The 17,929-nt window shown below is 35.7% G+C and carries 17 protein-coding genes, 1 riboswitch and 1 other annotated feature; of the genes, 2 read left to right on the forward strand and 15 right to left on the reverse strand.

What is annotated here, in order from left to right:
• Nucleotides 1–115 precede the first annotated feature (115 nt).
• From radC to BM121_RS21820, 12 genes are all read right to left on the reverse strand, one after another.
• Nucleotides 116–799: a RadC family protein gene (radC, locus tag BM121_RS13220; RefSeq protein ID WP_091484337.1), complete on the reverse strand. Its 684-nt coding sequence runs from the start codon at nt 797–799 to the stop codon at nt 116–118.
• A 168-nt stretch (nt 800–967) separates the two neighbouring features.
• Nucleotides 968–1,879 (reverse strand): SPOR domain-containing protein, encoded by a 912-nt coding sequence (locus BM121_RS13225; protein ID WP_139220269.1) that lies wholly within the window; start codon nt 1,877–1,879, stop codon nt 968–970.
• A gap of 604 nt (nt 1,880–2,483) precedes the next feature.
• Nucleotides 2,484–2,861 (reverse strand): SET domain-containing protein, encoded by a 378-nt coding sequence (locus BM121_RS13230; protein WP_091484127.1) that lies wholly within the window; start codon nt 2,859–2,861, stop codon nt 2,484–2,486.
• A 358-nt stretch (nt 2,862–3,219) separates the two neighbouring features.
• Nucleotides 3,220–3,435: a DUF6366 family protein gene (locus BM121_RS13235; protein WP_091484128.1), complete on the reverse strand. Its 216-nt coding sequence runs from the start codon at nt 3,433–3,435 to the stop codon at nt 3,220–3,222.
• Between the two features lie 306 nt (nt 3,436–3,741).
• Nucleotides 3,742–4,503 (reverse strand): prepilin peptidase, encoded by a 762-nt coding sequence (locus BM121_RS13240; protein WP_091484129.1) that lies wholly within the window; start codon nt 4,501–4,503, stop codon nt 3,742–3,744.
• Nucleotides 4,504–4,627: 124 nt separating this feature from the next.
• On the reverse strand, nt 4,628–4,714 hold the full coding sequence (locus BM121_RS22695; RefSeq protein ID WP_091484338.1) for a prepilin-type N-terminal cleavage/methylation domain-containing protein: 87 nt from the start codon (nt 4,712–4,714) through the stop codon (nt 4,628–4,630).
• Between the two features lie 102 nt (nt 4,715–4,816).
• Nucleotides 4,817–6,076, reverse strand: coding sequence for a bifunctional folylpolyglutamate synthase/dihydrofolate synthase (locus BM121_RS13250; protein WP_091484130.1), 1,260 nt, complete (start codon nt 6,074–6,076; stop codon nt 4,817–4,819).
• 233 nt (nt 6,077–6,309) lie between these two features.
• The gene (locus BM121_RS13255; RefSeq protein WP_091484131.1) at nt 6,310–8,958 is read right to left on the reverse strand and encodes a valine--tRNA ligase; all 2,649 of its coding nucleotides are present in this window, start codon (nt 8,956–8,958) and stop codon (nt 6,310–6,312) included.
• A 142-nt stretch (nt 8,959–9,100) separates the two neighbouring features.
• Nucleotides 9,101–9,332: a binding site (T-box leader), on the reverse strand.
• Nucleotides 9,333–9,392: 60 nt separating this feature from the next.
• Nucleotides 9,393–10,172 (reverse strand): ABC transporter permease, encoded by a 780-nt coding sequence (locus BM121_RS13260; protein WP_091484132.1) that lies wholly within the window; start codon nt 10,170–10,172, stop codon nt 9,393–9,395.
• Entirely contained in the window at nt 10,169–10,807 is a 639-nt protein-coding gene (locus BM121_RS13265) for an ABC transporter ATP-binding protein (RefSeq protein WP_091484133.1), read from the reverse strand. The genes BM121_RS13260 and BM121_RS13265 overlap by 4 nt, the downstream gene beginning before the upstream one ends.
• A 222-nt stretch (nt 10,808–11,029) precedes the next feature.
• Nucleotides 11,030–12,244 (reverse strand): NAD(P)/FAD-dependent oxidoreductase, encoded by a 1,215-nt coding sequence (locus BM121_RS13270; protein WP_091484134.1) that lies wholly within the window; start codon nt 12,242–12,244, stop codon nt 11,030–11,032.
• A gap of 330 nt (nt 12,245–12,574) precedes the next feature.
• Nucleotides 12,575–12,709 carry an anti-repressor SinI family protein gene (locus tag BM121_RS21820; protein WP_139220270.1) on the reverse strand — a complete coding sequence of 45 codons (135 nt, stop codon included), beginning with the start codon at nt 12,707–12,709 and terminating at the stop codon, nt 12,575–12,577.
• A gap of 37 nt (nt 12,710–12,746) precedes the next feature.
• A riboswitch (cyclic di-GMP riboswitch) is annotated at nt 12,747–12,835 on the reverse strand.
• Nucleotides 12,836–13,294: 459 nt separating this feature from the next.
• On the opposite strand from BM121_RS21820, the gene BM121_RS13275 reads away from it, so the two are divergent.
• Nucleotides 13,295–13,483: a hypothetical protein gene (locus tag BM121_RS13275; protein ID WP_091484135.1), complete on the forward strand. Its 189-nt coding sequence runs from the start codon at nt 13,295–13,297 to the stop codon at nt 13,481–13,483.
• A gap of 4 nt (nt 13,484–13,487) precedes the next feature.
• Here BM121_RS13275 and BM121_RS13280 read toward each other — a convergent pair whose 3' ends face one another.
• Entirely contained in the window at nt 13,488–14,504 is a 1,017-nt protein-coding gene (locus tag BM121_RS13280; RefSeq protein WP_091484136.1) for a phosphotransferase, read from the reverse strand.
• Between the two features lie 63 nt (nt 14,505–14,567).
• Nucleotides 14,568–15,542: a stage VI sporulation protein D gene (gene spoVID / locus BM121_RS13285; RefSeq protein WP_091484137.1), complete on the reverse strand. Its 975-nt coding sequence runs from the start codon at nt 15,540–15,542 to the stop codon at nt 14,568–14,570.
• A gap of 288 nt (nt 15,543–15,830) precedes the next feature.
• On the opposite strand from spoVID, the gene BM121_RS13290 reads away from it, so the two are divergent.
• Nucleotides 15,831–16,139 (forward strand): DUF3221 domain-containing protein, encoded by a 309-nt coding sequence (locus BM121_RS13290; RefSeq protein ID WP_091484138.1) that lies wholly within the window; start codon nt 15,831–15,833, stop codon nt 16,137–16,139.
• A 492-nt stretch (nt 16,140–16,631) separates the two neighbouring features.
• Here the strand turns inward: BM121_RS13290 and hemL are convergent, their stop codons facing one another.
• The gene (gene hemL, locus BM121_RS13300) at nt 16,632–17,918 is read right to left on the reverse strand and encodes a glutamate-1-semialdehyde 2,1-aminomutase (protein WP_091484140.1); all 1,287 of its coding nucleotides are present in this window, start codon (nt 17,916–17,918) and stop codon (nt 16,632–16,634) included.
• Nucleotides 17,919–17,929: the final 11 nt, after the last annotated feature.

Raw genomic sequence — 17,929 nt, forward strand, 5'->3', positions numbered from 1 at the left:
CAAGAATTTATATTCTTTTCATAATAATAAGCGCCTTTATACAAGCATTCTTGTATAAGGCGCTATAAAAGCTTGTTAATTCTATTATACTTAACTTCAGCAAAAATAGATAGTGCTATAAGTACCCTTTTTCTTTTAATGATATAAACTTATGATCTCCTATAATCAAATGATCCAAAAGTTCGATACCTATCATTTTTCCGCTTTCTAATAATCGCTTGGTAACATGAATGTCTTCTTGTGAAGGTGAAGGATCTCCTGAAGGATGGTTGTGTGCACAAATGATGGAAGCTGCCGATCTTTTGATTGCTTCCCGGTAAACTTCGCGAGGATGAACAATAGAGGCGTTTAAACTGCCTATAAAAATTGTTTGCTGATGAATGACTTGATTCTTCGTGTTGAGAAAGATGGTTACAAAATGTTCCTGTTTCAGGCTGCTCATTTCTTCCATTACATAATTTGCACCATCTTCCGGACTTTTTATAACAAATTTCTCCTTTTCTTTAAATCGTTGAATTCTTTTACCAAATTCCACGGCGGCAAGGATATTAACACCTTTTACTTGGCCAATACCTTTAATTTCGGTTAATTCCTCAATAGTAACGTCTTTCAGCATTCTTAAACCTTCGAAATGTTGTAACACTTTTTCCGCTAATTGGTGTACATTTTCCTTCTGTGTCCCTGAACCTAATAAAATCGCCAATAACTCCTGGTTGGATAAATGATTGGGTCCATACTCCAATAGGCGCTCTCTGGGCCGGTCTTCTTTCGGCACTTCTTTCATTTTGATGGTTGTCATCTCCAATGTATATTCCCCCTTTAGCAATATCTATTATTTTAACGGAGAAGGAATAACATCAGCAAATGGCTATTTCAGTATTTTCTAGTACCCGAAATAATAAGTTTTGCTATTTCCGTTATAAGAAATAAGCAAAACTTGTTAGCTCAAAAGTATGAAAAAAATATTTTACTCATTTGCTACATTTTCATATTGATTTAGTAATCTTAATAGTATCACTTGGCTTGATTGTTCATATTCTGCTGTTTTTATGGACTCTATTTCCGCACTTAAAGCTTGAATCTCTTCAGAGGTATTAGATGGCTCATTAGCTAGCCATTGATCAACCGCTGTTTCATCAATATTATCCTCTATCATTTGATCCAATATGCCTTCGAGATCTGTCAGCCAAGCCTTTTCTTCGTCAGAAATTGAGAATGTTGCAGAGATAGTCTGCCATTCCTTACCAGGATACATTTCGTAACTACTTGGAAAAGTATTGGTTGTATATTGTTTTGATGCATCATGAGTTGTCTTTACACTAACAAAAACATGATATTTATCATCACGCGACCAAACCATGCTCTCTATTTGATCTCCTTTTAACTCTTGAACTAATTGGTTAGCTGCATCTTCATTTTTAAACACTCCTGCCTGAGTAACAAAGAAATTAAATGCTTTACTTTGAAAATCTTCTTGTTCCTGTGCATTGGCAGTAGCACTATCTTCCTCGTCTGACTGATCACTTGTTGTGGTAACTGCCTGGCCATTGGAAGTATTTTGATCAAACGCCACTTCTTCCGGATCTAAGTCCACAAATATTTTCAGCATCATAAACCCTAGAAATGATCCAATTAAAACAGCTGTAATAGCAGAAATAAGAAACGTTTTATATTTTGACCAAAAGGATGTTTTTCTTGACCGATTAAATCCATTAGTATCTGGTGTATATTTGCGTTGAAATACTTGATGATCATCCATGACCGGGTGATGATTTTCTCTGATGTAGTCTTCTAAAGTAGCTTGATTAGTAGACTTATGTTCAGATGAATTAGATTTACTCTGATTGATTTGGACTGAAATTTGCTTTTTATTATCCACGGTAATCCCTCGTTTCAAATCCTTTTCTATCACCCTATCATATCTATTTTGAGATGTAAGGCGACTTTTGTCAGTTCTATCAAAAAAGCGTTCATCAAAAAATGACAGATAGTAAGACAAACTGAGGAACATTCCTTTTAAAATTAGAAATAAACTGCAACATGGTAGAAATGGAAACTTGCTTTCTTCTCGTCCGATTGATGATGAGTATATGTATATCAAAAGTTTCCAGCATACATTCATTTTCGTTTAGGCGTGTAACAAATTGCTGAAAAGACTCATATACTGATGGTATTTTCTCTACCTGGATCCTATTTTCTAAAGGTAACCTCAACCCATCGGTCAATTTTAAACGTCGATAATCAGAACACTTACCAAATAAAAAAATACGATAACTAAAAAGAATCCATTTTTAAGACAGATTGAGTCAAATGGATTCTTCTCTAATAGATTTCTGTTTATTTTTAATAAAAAAGCTTGATCATTTCTGTTAACCTTAGTAAAACCACTAAAAGAGATACATTCTTAATATATCTAAAGGACGCGTTTAAGGATTGTAAATTAGATAGATATGACAAAGTTCTAATGTGCTTTTTGGTCCTTTCTAGTCCTGATTAAACCACAATGGCTCTTTGTCATCTACATCGCCATTATAATTGATTAGAATCTCATCCCCTGCTTGTATATCTGTATAAGCATAGAAGTCAAATGTGTGATTTCTAAAATTAATCTCATAAGTTGCATTAGGTTCATAAGAATGATTAAACAACATCCCATAACCAAGAAGGAACGCAGAATGATTTATCCCATACTCAAAAGCGTAATCAGCAATTATGGTTTGCTCAATGTATTGATGCTGGTCGTTCGGATAAGAAATAACAGGTGCTTCATGTAAAAGCTCTTCTTTTTTGATATCACATGTAGCAAATACCCCTCTATTGAATTCTCCATCACTAAGTAATGATTTTTTTATCTCAATCATGTTGTCCACCTACTAACTTTTAAAATACTTCTTCTAACTGTAACATTAATTTTAACATTGTGCTCTTTTTATTTAGAAAAGTGACTCTCTAACAAGTCATAGACGATCTTCTTTTTAAAATTAGGCTTCCGTTAACACAATAGACATTATCTCCTTCACAATTAGGCTTTTCTTGGTGGACTTGTTGTTACATATGTTTGTGCAATATAAAAATCCATATAAATAGTGTAACGGGTTCATTATGAAGTGGAAAATTACGAATTAACCAGTAAAATAACACTATAATCAGTAAAAGGAACGCTCAGAGATGAAAATCACTGAGCGTTCCTTTTTATTGTCTTATTCAATTAAAGCACTGTTAGCGAAAAAAGACGGAATATATTATAAACCCTACTATTATTACAAGAATAAGTATTCCTGTTCCTTTCCACCCCAAACCACCTACTAAATCAACCAGGCTTCCATTACTTGCTCTATAAGTAGCGTCGTTCAAATTTCCAGTAGGATTTCCTCTTAATTCCTCTTGTCTTAATCTTTCTCTTCGTTGTTCAGGAGTTTCTTGATTTTCACTCATTAACCTGCCCCCCTTGTATAGATCTCTATGCAACAACTGTATCGTTATGGAATAAAGATGATTATTTTTGAATTCTTAACTCTTGAACCTCTTCTTCAAATCTGCCTTTTTCTGAAACTCTTTCCTCGGCTCTGAAGTTCTTCGACTAATATAGAAAAAAAGCCAATAATTGCAACAATAAATAACAACATTACATCTTACATACGAAATTAAACAATAAAAGTTTCATTTCTACTTCCGCTAACCTCCATATAGCACAACGTCTTCTCTCATCTATTTTAATTCTAAGTCATGAAAAAAAGACGATTATTTGAGGATCATCAAATTCGTATAAGCGTTGATAATTTCATCACCGAACAGAAGGGCTATGATAGCGCCCAACACAATCGTTGGGCCAAACGGGACTTCTTGTTTTGCCTTAAATCCTCTTTTAATAAGGACCAGGCCGCTCGACAATAAACCGATTAATATAGCTATAAAAAAGGCTAATAGAATGTATGAAAAACCTAGTAATACTCCTAGTAATCCTAATAATTTCATATCCCCAGCGCCCATACCGCCTCTGCTGACAATTATAATTAGTGCAATAATACCGTAACCAGCTACAGAACCAGTAATGCTCGACCACCATGGTTCAAGGGGGTGGAATACTCGAAGCAGAATAAAAATAGGCAAAAAGAATAGCAGAATTTTATTGGGGATGATCATAAAACGAAGGTCTGTTACTAATAAAATCGAGAATAAGCTGATTAAACTGAACGTAATCCATAAGTCTAGTGATATTCCCAGATACAAATAACTTAATTGAAAACCAATACCTGTGATTAATTCAACAGTTGGATAAAGATAAGAGATTGATTGTTGACAATATCGACATTTTCCTTTTTGTATTAAAAAAGAAAGGACTGGTATTAACTCATACCATTTTAATGTGTGGTTACATGTCGGACATGCAGATCGTGATGAGGATAAAAATGTCCGTTGTGGAATTCTAAGACCAACTACATTATAAAAAGAGCCTAACACTAAACCCAAAACAAAGAATAGTCCACTATATAATATATCCATCATTTGTAACTCCTTTTTTGAAAAAGGGTGTGTAATACGTAACTGAAATAGCTAAATTTAACGCTTGCATACTATCCATCATATGTTGAATTAATATTGCACTTTGGAGCATACGTAAACAGGGCTAAAAAACAAAGCAGATTATTGTGAGGATCATAACCGAAGCAAGAATTTCGATTAATGTAAAGCCAATTTTACTTTTGGTGAATATCTATATCTCTCCCCCTTCTTCACTTGTCCTATTATAAAACTCATTATACTTTTTTACCTAATAAAGAACAATACTTTATTTATAACGAACTGGTGGGTTTTTTCATTTTTGAACTAATCTCTTTATGAATTCGACAAAGTGAAGTGAACCTGTGATCAATATCAAGTCATTTGGATTGCTGTTGTTACATAATAGATTATCCAGTGCTTGTTGAGCGTCTTCTAAATACATGACATGATCAGGTATTTCTTTATCAGTTAATGCTCTTGGATGATCAAATGTAGTCACCATAATCTCGTCAGTGAGTGTTGACAATTCCTTAATCATCCTGTTTATGTCTTTATCACGAAATGCACTAAATAAGACTTTGACGCTTCCCTCGATATCTTCTTCCTTAATTGTTTCTACTAGCTTGCTAACACTTTGGACATTATGTGCACCATCAGCGATAATTCTAGGTTTTTCATTAATAATTTCCATACGATTGGCTAGCTTTGCTCTAAACAATCCTTTTTTTATCGCTATGTCTTCTATATTAAATCCATTTTCATTCAATAAATCTAATGCTTGTATGGCTAATGATGCATTCATAATTTGGTGAAGACCTTTCATGGACAGATCAATAGGATAACGCTTTGAACCATTATTCCAGAGAAAATGATTCACACCTACTATTTCTTCTGTCCAAAACTCCTGTCCATACAGATACAGAGGTGCACTTTGTTTAGTTCCTTCTTCTATTACTACTTCTATAGCTTCATCTTCTAATTCACCTGCTATAACTGGGACTTTTTCTTTGATAATTCCTGCTTTATGGGCTGCAATGGCTTTTATCGTATCACCTAAAAAGCTAGTATGGTCAAATGCAACAGTAGTAATAATCGTTAGGAGCGGCTCCACTCGATTGGTTACGTCCTCCCGGCCCCCCATACAGGTTTCGATCACAGCGATATCAATATTATCTTTGAGAAATAATAACGTTATAATCATTAATATTTCATATTCCGAAGGGGCTTGATCATGTTGGTCCATTTCTTCAATAATTGGCAAAAGGTGATTAAGTATATCGACAAATTCCTGCAAAGTAATAGATTGATTGTTAATCGCTATATGATCCAAAATAGTGGGAAGTCCTGGTGACTGAAAAGTCCCTACACTGTATCCACTCTCTATTAATACTTCATTTAAATAGGTTAAAGTGGAGCCTTTACCATTTGTACCGGCAATATGAATAGTTGGTATCGATTTTTGTGGATGATTGACTTTTTCTAATAAATAATCTAACCGTTCTAAACCAGGTTTTATTCCTAGCTTTCTTCTTGATCCAAAAAAACGTTCCAAATCATGAATAGAATCAATCATAAAAACACATCCTTCTTCTTATTTAACAAAGTAGATACAAACAGCAAACTAATGAAAATTTGTCTTGGTATAACTTTCCACCCATTCTGATTAATGGTCAATGCTTGGATGAAAGGGAATGTTTTTACTCATCTCCAACAAAATGGGAGGATGAAACACAAAAGTTACTTCGTAGTTTATATTTTACGCTTGTTATTGTAAAAAAGAGACTGCCAGTGACAGCCTCCCTTTCTTTATTTCTGTAGCTCTTGAATACGCGCCTGTACCTTTTCGCGTTTTTCAATGTAATCTTTTTGCTTTTCTTTTTCAGCCTCTACTAGATGTGCAGGAGCTTTACTGACAAATCCTTCATTTGCTAATTTTTTGTCAACACGTTCTACTTCCTTAGTTAATTTGTCCAATTCCCCTTGAAGACGTGCTAACTCTTTGTCAATATCAATTAGTCCTTCTAAAGGCAAGAAGATCTCTGCACCGGTCACAACAGCAGACATCGATTTGTCAGGAACAGTAACTTTGGTATCAATCGTAAGTTCGCTCGGTTTACAGAAACGATCTAAATAAATGCGATTTGCTTCTAATTGTTTCTGTACCGCTTCATTATTTGCCTGAACTAAGATAGGAATTTCCTTAGACATCGGTGTATCCACTTCTGCACGGATATTACGAACAGAGCGAATAATTGCTACAAGTTGTTTCATAACATCAGATGCTTCTTGATCCGATAACGTATCATCTACAGTTGGCCATGCTGCACGTACAATGGATTCACCTTCGTGTGGCAACTGCTGCCAGATTTCTTCTGTAACAAATGGCATAAACGGATGAAGCATGCGCATCGTATGATCTAACACATATGCCAAGATTGAGCGAGTTGTTAATTTTGCTTGCTCATCTTCCCCATAAAGCGGTAATTTCGCCATTTCAATATACCAGTCACAGAAGTCATCCCAAATAAAGTTATACAGGTAACGTCCTGCTTCACCAAAATCATATTTATCAACTTGTCGCGTCACTTGTTCAATCGTTTCGTTTAGTCTTGTCAAAATCCATTTATCTGCCACAGATTTTTTGCCAGATAAGTCCATTTCATCATATGTTAATCCATCCATGTTCATAAGAGCAAAACGGGATGCATTCCATATTTTATTGACAAAATTCCATGTCGATTCTACTTTTTCCCACTGGAAGCGTAAATCCTGACCAGGACTTGACCCCGTTGCCAAGAAATAACGTAACGAGTCTGCACCATACTTATCGATCACTTCCATTGGATCAACACCATTGCCAAGTGATTTACTCATTTTACGGCCTTCTGCATCACGCACTAATCCATGAATTAAAACATCATTAAATGGACGCTCATCGTTAAATTCGACGGATTGGAAAATCATTCGTGATACCCAGAAAAAGATAATATCATAGCCTGTTACCAATACATTAGTCGGGAAGAAATGCTTAAACTCTTCGTCCTCTGTATTTGGCCAGTTGAGTGTAGAGAATGGCCATAATGCTGATGAAAACCAAGTGTCCAATACATCTTGATCTTGTTCCCAGTTTTCAATATCTGCTGGTTCCTCTTTACCAACATACATTTCACCTGTTTCTTTATGGTACCAGGCAGGAATACGGTGTCCCCACCATAGTTGTCGGGAAATACACCAGTCACGGATATTTTCCATCCATCTAAGGTAAGTTTTTTCGAAACGCTCCGGTTCAAAATGCACTTTTTCATCAGTTGCTTTTTGAATTTCAATAGCAGCATCCGCCAATGGCTGCATGTTTACAAACCATTGTGTGGATAAATATGGTTCTACAACGGCATTGCTTCGTTCAGAGTGACCTACTGAATGCATATGCTCTTCAATTTTGAAAAGGACACCTTGGTCTTGAAGGTCTTTCACAATTACTTTTCGGCATTCAAAGCGGTCCATCCCACGATATTTATCTGCATTCTCATTCATTGTACCGTCTTCGTTCATGACAAGTACACGTTCGAGGTTATGACGATTACCAATTTCAAAGTCGTTTGGATCATGCGCAGGCGTTATTTTAACAGCTCCTGAACCAAATTCCATGTCAACATAATCATCTGCCACGATGTCAATTTCACGGCCGACAATGGGGAGTTTCACTTTCTTACCAATCAAATTTTTATATCTCTCATCATCCGGGTGTACGGCTACCGCTGTATCCCCAAGCATTGTTTCTGGTCTTGTTGTTGCAACTTCAATATGACCTGATCCGTCGGCTAATGGATATTTCATATGATAAAAATGACCTTGAACGTCTTTATAAATTACTTCGATGTCTGATAGGGCTGTTTTAGTTGCAGGGTCCCAGTTAATAATATACTCGCCACGATAAATAAGTCCCTTATTATACAATGTTACAAACACTTCTTTTACGGCATCTGATAAACCTTCATCTAAAGTAAATCGTTCACGAGAATAGTCAAGACCAAGTCCTAATTTTGCCCATTGTTCACGAATGAAGCCTGCGTATTCTTCTTTCCAATCCCATGCTTTTTCGAGAAACTTCTCTCTGCCTAAATCATACCGTGACAGGTTTTCTTCACGTAATTTTGCTTCCACTTTCGCTTGGGTTGCAATACCTGCATGGTCCATCCCTGGTAAGTAGAGAACATCATAGCCTTGCATTCGTTTGATTCTAGTAATGATGTCCTGAAGCGTTGTGTCCCATGCGTGGCCAATATGCAATTTACCAGTTACGTTCGGTGGTGGGATCACGATCGTAAAGGCTTCTTTGTCGTTGTTTCGTTCTGCTTCAAAGTATTTTCCTTCTACCCATTTGTTGTAACGACCTTTTTCAACAGCAGTAGGGTCATACTTTGGCGGTAAATTTACTTCGTGTTGTTCTGTCATTATTTTTCCTCCTTATATTTAATTTGCTATACTTTAAGAAAAATTGCTAAGAAGAAGGAAATCCACGAGAAGTTACTTCGCGGCTTTTTTGTGCACAAAGTCAAACTCCTTCTATACAAAAAATCCTTTCCGGCCTTGTGTAATAAAGGACGAAAAGGATTGGGTTTCCGCGGTGCCACCTTAATTTATAAGTAATGCTACTTATACGCTTAGCAGAAGATAACGGATTTCACCGGCTTTTACCTACTTGTTATGTTCAGTAAAGCTGCATCAGAGGCTACCTTCCTTCACCTTCTTTCGAGAAAACCTTTCAGCCTAGGGGTTTTCCTCTCTAGCGAACAGTGTGAAGTACTCCTCCTCATCATCGCATCTGACTAGTTTATGATTCATTATATGCTATTTTATCCAAAAAGAATCAAAGAAGTCAAGTTTAATTATAATTTGAGTTGTGCATGATTATTAAAAAACGTTTTATAGCCAAAATACAAGAATAAGATAACAGATATCGAAACACTGCCAGTAATTCCAAGCATAATCGCAATTTGATATTTAATTGCATCCATTGGTCCTGCTCCAGATAAAATAACACCAGTCATCATACCCGGTAAGAAGACTATCCCCATTCCTACCATACTGTTGATTGTTGGTAAGATTGCTGAATCAAAGGCATGATTAACAATACCTTGTGATGCTTTTTTCGGTGGCGCCCCTAACATCAATGCTGCCTCCACTTCTTTCTTTCGTGAAGTGAAGCCTTCAATTAAAGAACTAACTCCAAGTGTAATACCAGTCATCGAGTTTCCAATTAACATGCCGGCAATCGGTATAAAATAGCGAGGATCATACCAAGGTGAAAATCGAACAACAATAAAATCAAAGTAGAGAAAAGCAAATAATGTTCCTGACACCATCGAAAACGCAATAATTTTCTTTAAATCTCTACTTAATGATTGCTTTGTACGTTTATAAATATTATAGACCGCAAATATCTCCATAATAATGATGACGATAACCGAATAAATCATTTTTTCATTTTCAAAAATAAACATAAGGACATATCCGACTAAAACGAGTTGTATCGTCATCCTTAGTGTGGCAATAATTATCTCTTTCTCTCGCGGAATTTTGCGCCAGCGAACGATCGCTAATAAAATGACAATAAAAATATAAGCGGTAACGAGTTGCCATAAAGTCATTTCAAGCATCTCATTCATGAAAGAGTCCCCTCTTTCATTAGAATGTCGGTCATATAAATAATTTCATCACTATATTTTTCCGCAATTCCTTTTGAATGTGTAACCATTATGGCCGTTTTACCCGCGTTACGGACTTTCTTTGTAAATAAGTCCATAATTACTGTTTCAGTATTCTCATCGAGAGCTGAAGTAGGTTCGTCCATTAAATATACTTCAGCATCCATCAGCAGCACACGTCCAAACGCTAACCTTTGTTGCTCACCACCAGATAATTTATCAGCCTCTTCATCTAAATCTTTTGCTAAATGTAACTCTTTTAATAACTCTGTCAGCACCTGATTTGCTACAACTTCTTTAGCTGCAAATTGCAACCCTATTAAAAGATTATCACGAACCGTCCCCTCAAAAACAATGGGATCCTGTCCAAGCATTACCACTTCTCTTCTTAATTGAATAGGGTCTAAGTCTGCAATGGATTCATCTTTATATGTGATTTTCCCTTGGTCTGGTGTAAGCATACTGTTAAACATTTTTAATAATGTAGACTTACCGCTCCCGCTTTCACCAAATAAGCAGTATATTTTACCTGATTCTATTTCTAATTTTCTCACGTTTATTATATCTTTAAAAACCAATTGATTGATCGAAAACATCGTGTTCCCTCCAAATATTTGGCTGTTATTTGTTATGTCTACAAATAACAATTAGTATAAAAAGAGCAGACACAACGTTGTATCTGCCCTCCTTCTTTAGCGAAAGTCTCGCTTATCTTCCATTTTCCTAGAAACACATACATAAGCAATGGTCGCAACTACTGTTAATAATGTGTAAAATAATGTATTCTTCATACGACTTCCTCCTCTTTTATAGTTCTATTAAAATGGACGGAATTTACCCTTTTTCAATACGAGTGTTGGTCCACCTAATAAGAACAGATAGCGGTCATCAATCACATTTTTCATCACCTTTGCCTGCATACCATACAATTTACTTCCATCAAATACAGTACCCATTGCATCACTTCCACCTAACGATGCTACTGTTCCTTTATCATCGAACTTAAACTCCTGTAATGTACCACCATAAATCATCGTTTTAATATTATGTGCACAAACATCCGCTTCCTGAATGGCAATTTGTGCAGTCGGTGGGTATGGTTTACCCGTTTCGTTATTCATCACCCATGCACAATCACCTAAAATAAAGACCTCATCATGATCCGGAGCTGACAATGTTGCATCCACATTGACTTTACCCTTTGTTAATTCAAAACCAGATTCTCCAACAATGCGATTAGCTTGTACACCACCAGTCCAAACAATGGTACTTGCCTTAATTTCTTCTTCCTCTTCACCAACTATAACAGAATCTGCTTTCACTTCTTTAATCATGGTACCAAGCTTAAATTCAATACCTCGATATTCCAGCGATTCTTTTGCATAGCTTAATAATTCTTCATCAAATCCTGGTAAAATCGATGGCATTGCTTCGACATCAATAATCTTCACGTCTTGACGTGGTATATCATATTTTTTACATAGCAGTGGAATTCGTTCTGCTAATTCACCCAAAAATTCAATACCGGTGAAACCAGCACCACCTACGACAATCGTTAGCATACTTGGATCAGGATTTTTTTCATTACGATAACGAGCAAACTGATATTCAATGTGATCTCGAATCATACGACTCGTATCAACACTTTGAATTGAAAAAGCATGCTCTTCCATACCAGGAATACCGAATGTAGCTTTTTCAAAACCTAAACCAATAACTAAATAATCGTAATTTATTTCTCCACTTTCTAATTGAATTGTTTTGCTTTCTTTATTAATTTTCACAACTGTATCATGCACAAAATTTACCCGGCGAGTATTAATGACATCTGAAATCATGATTCGAGAGCGATTTACATCAATTGTTCCTGCAGCCACTTCATGTAACCATGTTGTTTGATAATGATAATTGTGTTTGTTGACTAAGGTAATGTCGGCTTCTTCTGGCGCAAATTGCTGAGTTAATCGTTTTGCTGTCATCATTCCTGCATAGCCAGCACCAAGCACAACTATTTTAGGTTTGTTTCCTATCATCTAATCCTTCCCTTCTTGTTATAGATCCATAATAAACTACGATAGTTTACACTTTTTCAACGATTTGTATGTATCATATCGATCGCAGTCAGTATATCAAAATTGCATTTTTTCGTCTAATAAACTATACCCCATTCCAAAAAGAATATTACATTTGCATTTAAACTTTCAGAAATAAAATTTGTGAAAGGAACCAAACAAAGCGCAAACTCCCGTATAAATACATAGCTGCAGGAAGTATGCTGTTTTTTTGAATATTGGCTAGTAGCATTTACCTATATATTTTCTACCTTCAAAATAAAAAACCCTATATTTGCTAGGGTTTTATGATTAGTTGAGTTGTACATTGGACTTGTATTTACTCTGATTTAGGAATTCTCGTATTTCTTCTACTGTGTAACCATCCGCTTTTGCTTTTGCCATCAAGTAAATCCATTCACAATCCACGTTTGTTTTTGTTAGCATAAAAACATATTCCCCTCCTAAAATACACTACTGTATTTCAGGTAGCTCAGCCATCCGAAATCCTATGCATTTTACGGATCTGTAACTTTGCGTCCCTACTTCTCAATAGGTTTGCCTTTTTCTGATCATATATATCCCAAAATGGTAATAAATACATTTTTGTGTACTTAGTTATGATAATAATCATGCCTTTACAATCTAAGCATTATAACTGGATTACATACTACTGCTGTATCAACTACCTTCCCTTGATAGATATATTAACCCATTACTTTTTAATTCAATATAATTCTGACAAGTATACTATCATTAAAGGTATCACCCCCTTTTTTTAAAAGTAAATACTTTAGCTAAATCCATAACACCTATTATCTTGTATATATTCGATAAATGTCGATGATATTCCTGCATAATAATTTTAATTTTAAGAAAATAGAACTAGGTAATCCCGCTGATATATTTAATTTTAATAGTTGGAACTTTTCAAACTGCTCAATTAAAATTGTTAAATTGGGTACAATTCCATTTTTGCTGCATAAACTACAATATATAATGATTTATCTTATCATGAATGAGGTGATTTTTTTGTCCCGTTATTATCGCTACCGTCTACCACCTTGGGCACGAGAATGGATATTTGTTTGTGAACGGTGCACGCTTCCAATCGTGATTTTTCAAGGTATACGAACATTATTTATACCAACGACTTTCGATGTATTATTGTTAGGAATCTTAATTGGTATTCTTATTGCTTTTCAATTGGAATGGATATAATTATCTAATATGCGTCTTCAAATTGCTCTGACTTTAAAGTTTTATAAATAAATTCTTGTAACTGAAACCCAAATAATAATCTACGGTATTCCTGTTCAATCTTGATGGAGCTATTTACAGTATTTTTATTTCGTGATGATTGCATACTTGAAGATACTTCTTGTATCCATTTAGATGGTGAAAGCAATTGTAAAGCTAATAATGCTTTTTCATAGTCTGATAAATCAATATAACGACAATAGATTGAAAAAGAATCTATGACTTTTCCAATATCACAGTCATGAAATTGAAATAAATATTGATAATAAGCTGCTAAATCATAGGTTGGAGAAGTCATAAAGGCATCTTCCCAATTTAAAAAATACGTGTTTGTTTGTGTGACCACATAATGGGAAGGTCGTATATTTCCGTGACATAAGGTATATTTCATCTTTTCCGTTTCATCCATTACATCTAAGTAAATTTCTTGCCATCTTTCTAGTTGATTGAATGTGTGTTCTATATCGCGATAATACATGCAAACTTGTAGCTCATATGGGGACATAAAACGCTTTGCTTCAAAATAACGAACGTACTTTAGCATTTGATCCCGATAGGTAGATAATTCTTGCTGAAATTGTTGCTCTATAGTAGTTTTATTTTGTTTCATTGGTGCAATCTGATGATAATCCATAGTGGCAGCATGGAGACGACCGACAGCATGTATGGCTGTTGCATACTCATCAATTGGTTGGTCCGTATAATCTTGTTCCACCCAGGGCATCAGATAATAAATATGTTCTTGGTCCTGTACAAAAAGTTGATTATTTTCAGCATAATAAAGGGGAACAAAACCAAGTATCTGTTTTTGTTGTATAAATTGTTGGATCGCTTGCCACCTTCCTAAATCATCAGGATATAATCTTGATCTTTTTAATGCATATTGTTGAGAGTTTGCTTTTATTTTAAATACTCTTTCTGTCACTTGCTCGATTTCCTCCGGTTGTAATTGATATGCTTCTATTATATTTGACCATTCCATTTGTTTTCCTCCTTTCAAATCTGAAACAAAAAATCCCTTGACCGATACCAAGGGATTAAAACTTTAATCTTCTGAGATTATTGGAATATATATTAATTGACCTGCTGATACATCATCTTCTTCTAAACGATTCGTTCTCATAATTTGTCTAGGAGAAACTTGATATCGCTCAGCAATAGTTTGCATTTGATCATCAGGCTGCACTATATATAATTTTAATCGAGTATAGCTAGCTTCCTCTTCTTCTGCAAAAATATTCAATAAATAGGTTGTATCATTTGCTCGCTCTTCTCTTGCTTGGACATGAAGTTTATCGTCTTCTTCGTCTTCTTCGTCGCCTTCTTCCTCTTCTTCCTCTTCACTTTCCAATACGACATCTTCTTCTGACTCTCTCACTAATTCCTCTTCCTGTTCTTCTTCTATGCTATCATCTTCTTCAGCTATTTCCTGATCACTTCGCATACTGCTAATGGCTACAACTTTTTCCTCATCTGGATGATCATCCAACTCTTCTTCTACTTTCACATGAAATGTATCCTCCGTATCTTCTTCTTGTTGTTCTTCTATTCGATTTTCCTCAAAGGATGGCAAAGTATCTTCTTCTTGAATTTCTGCTTGAACCTCAGGCTCTTCGATACCTTGAATAGCAAGAGTTGCTTCTATAAACATTTCATTAGTTGATTCTAAAGAATAATCGAAATGATCTACTTCAATTGAGACATCGTCTAATGAAGGGATTCTATCCATCGGGATCGATACATCAATAAGGAATTTATGGAAAAATTCGTTCACTTCATCAGATAATGATTCTACTCGTTCCACATAGGTTGCGTTTGTTTGTCGCTCTTCACTTTCCTCAGGAGCATCATTTCTAATATACTCTCCTTTCAGTTCCATTACTCCTCTAACGGAAAGTGTGTTACCTATCTCCTCCATTGAAATTACTGGCTCTAATCCAATGCCCAGCATTTCTTGGATTTGTTGTTCCTTATCAAAAGCTACTGCTTCATGAATATTAAAAGTAAAGGCTTCTTGCAAAGCACTTCCCCCTTTCTTTTGCTTAGCTAAGGCGTACTAGCATCTCAATAAACTATATGTAGGTTAACAGGGAAATATGCTTGATCAGTATTATTCAGCATGCTTATTTTCTGCTATAAAATAATGAACCAAAACACAATTACTTATACTTTTTCAGTACGGTGCAGCTTTATATAAGAATAAAAAATAGAGTAGTTTTTTTGTTGCGATTTTACGCTAACCAGTTTTTTTATCATTTATTATTTATGTTAAAATGACATAAAAATAATTAGTATTTAGGGAGAAAAAATGAGAAAACGTATTTTGTTTGTCTTAATCATATTTATAATTGGTTGTTCAGAAGAAAAGACGTATTCAGATACTCCAGATTTTATTGGAAGTGTTCTTTCTTTTGAGGATAGCAATCTGCGTGTGGATATAAAATCAGGAAATATTACTAACTATGGTTACGTAGACGAAATTATCATTATGATTGAGAACCCTGAATCTATGGAGGGCCTTGAAAAAGGTGATGAAATTAAAGTATGGATAGACGGTCAGTTATTAGATGGCCAACCACCTCAAGCGAAATTAGCAAAATACGAAACCACTGAATAACCTTCAATTAAACTATTAAAAAATGTTCCCTCTTACAACACAGTTACCATAAACTGCGCAGTAACTCTATAAAGAACTTCCTTCCATTCTGCATTTTGATGATTGCTGCAATACGCGCTACGGCAAGATACTTCGCTTTTGTGTAGTGTTCTGATTATCGAAAGAAGAGAACTTATGGAATGATATTCTATGGATTTCTTCTTGCATGATAAGAAATTACACACTAAGCTGCGGAAAAATGCGACACTCCTGTGGGAACAGCGCGAGCTGAAGATCCCGCAGCGAACGTATGTGAGCGAGGAAACTGAAGCCGTGCCCACGGAAAGGGAGTATTTTTCCGCAGCGATGTCTAGCACTCCATTTCCGAAAGAAAGGAGCTTACCAAAGAAAATTTTCACTAGTGCACAGTTTGTATCTACTGCTGTATAAAATATTTATGATATGTAGCAGAAAAAAAGCTTGCAAACCTTTGTTGGTTTGCAAGCTTTTGGATTAGGATAACTTTTCAAATGCTTTTTCTGCTGCTTCAATTGTTTTTTCAATATCTTCATCTGTATGGGCAATTGACAGGAATAGTCCTTCGAATTGAGAAGGTGGAAGGAAGATTCCCTCTTCCGCCATTGTTTGATAATAAGTTGCGAAGGCTTCGGTATCTGAATTCGCTGCTGTTTCATAGTTAACAACTGGTTCTTCCGCGAAAAAGACTCCAACCATAGATCCCGCACGATTAATTTGTAAGGATACATTGTGTTTGTCTGCTGCTAATCTATAACCTTCAACAAGACGATCCACTTTCTTACTAATCTCGTCATAAGCAGCACGATCCATCGCCTTTAATGTTTCTAAACCAGCCGTCATCGCAAGCGGGTTACCAGATAAAGTTCCAGCCTGATAAATATCACCTACCGGAGCAATACGCTCCATGATCTCACGTTTGCCACCATACGCACCAACCGGTAAACCGCCACCGATTACTTTCCCTAAACAAGTTAAATCTGGTGTCACCTCAAAATGACCTTGTGCACAGTGATATCCAACTCGAAAACCAGTCATTACTTCATCAAAGATTAGTAAAGATTCTTGCTGATTGGTAATATCACGTAATGATTTTAAGAAATCCTGATTTGGTGGAACAACTCCCATGTTTCCTGATACAGGCTCCACAATAACAGCTGCTATATCATCACCAAATTGTTCAAAAGCATAACGAACACTTTCTATGTCATTATAAGGTACTGTAATCGTATGCTGTGCAACACTTTCTGGCACACCAGGGCTGTCAGGAAGACCTAATGTCGCAACACCTGAACCAGCTTTAATAAGTAATGAGTCACCATGACCATGGTAATTGCCTTCAAACTTCAAAATTTTATTTTTCCCAGTATAACCACGAGCTAGTCTCAAGGCACTCATCGTTGCTTCTGTACCTGAGTTAACCATACGAACCATTTCGATTGAAGGAACACGATCAATTACTAATTGTGCTAATTCATTTTCAAGTAATGTTGGAGCTCCAAAGCTTGTCCCTTTTTCTGTTGTTTCTTTTAATTTTGAAACTACACGGTCATCCGCATGCCCTAATATTAATGGTCCCCAGCTTAATACATAGTCAATGTATTCATTGCCATCAATATCATAAATTTTCGATCCTTTTCCATATTCCATATAAATAGGATTCATTCCAACTGATTTAAACGCTCGAACAGGTGAATTAACCCCGCCCGGCATTAAGTTTACCGATTCTTTATATGCCTCTACCGATTTCTGATTTTCAAGCATAAATGATCGCC

The sequence above is a fragment of the Gracilibacillus orientalis genome (genome assembly GCF_900114645.1).
Lineage (GTDB): Bacteria > Bacillota > Bacilli > Bacillales > Amphibacillaceae > Gracilibacillus > Gracilibacillus orientalis.

Coding starts and splice junctions, on each gene's coding strand:
- BM121_RS13255 (WP_091484131.1), bottom strand. CDS start 8,958: ATGACAGAACAACACGAAGTAAATTTACCGCCAAAGTATGACCCTACT.
- radC (WP_091484337.1), bottom strand. CDS start 799: ATGACAACCATCAAAATGAAAGAAGTGCCGAAAGAAGACCGGCCCAGA.
- BM121_RS13230 (WP_091484127.1), bottom strand. CDS start 2,861: ATGATTGAGATAAAAAAATCATTACTTAGTGATGGAGAATTCAATAGA.
- hemL (WP_091484140.1), bottom strand. CDS start 17,918: ATGCTTGAAAATCAGAAATCGGTAGAGGCATATAAAGAATCGGTAAAC.
- BM121_RS21820 (WP_139220270.1), bottom strand. CDS start 12,709: ATGCTAACAAAAACAAACGTGGATTGTGAATGGATTTACTTGATGGCA.
- BM121_RS13290 (WP_091484138.1), top strand. CDS start 15,831: ATGAGAAAACGTATTTTGTTTGTCTTAATCATATTTATAATTGGTTGT.
- BM121_RS13235 (WP_091484128.1), bottom strand. CDS start 3,435: ATGAGTGAAAATCAAGAAACTCCTGAACAACGAAGAGAAAGATTAAGA.
- BM121_RS13240 (WP_091484129.1), bottom strand. CDS start 4,503: ATGGATATATTATATAGTGGACTATTCTTTGTTTTGGGTTTAGTGTTA.
- BM121_RS13250 (WP_091484130.1), bottom strand. CDS start 6,076: ATGATTGATTCTATTCATGATTTGGAACGTTTTTTTGGATCAAGAAGA.
- BM121_RS13265 (WP_091484133.1), bottom strand. CDS start 10,807: ATGTTTTCGATCAATCAATTGGTTTTTAAAGATATAATAAACGTGAGA.
- BM121_RS13270 (WP_091484134.1), bottom strand. CDS start 12,244: ATGATAGGAAACAAACCTAAAATAGTTGTGCTTGGTGCTGGCTATGCA.
- BM121_RS13280 (WP_091484136.1), bottom strand. CDS start 14,504: ATGGAATGGTCAAATATAATAGAAGCATATCAATTACAACCGGAGGAA.
- BM121_RS13260 (WP_091484132.1), bottom strand. CDS start 10,172: ATGAATGAGATGCTTGAAATGACTTTATGGCAACTCGTTACCGCTTAT.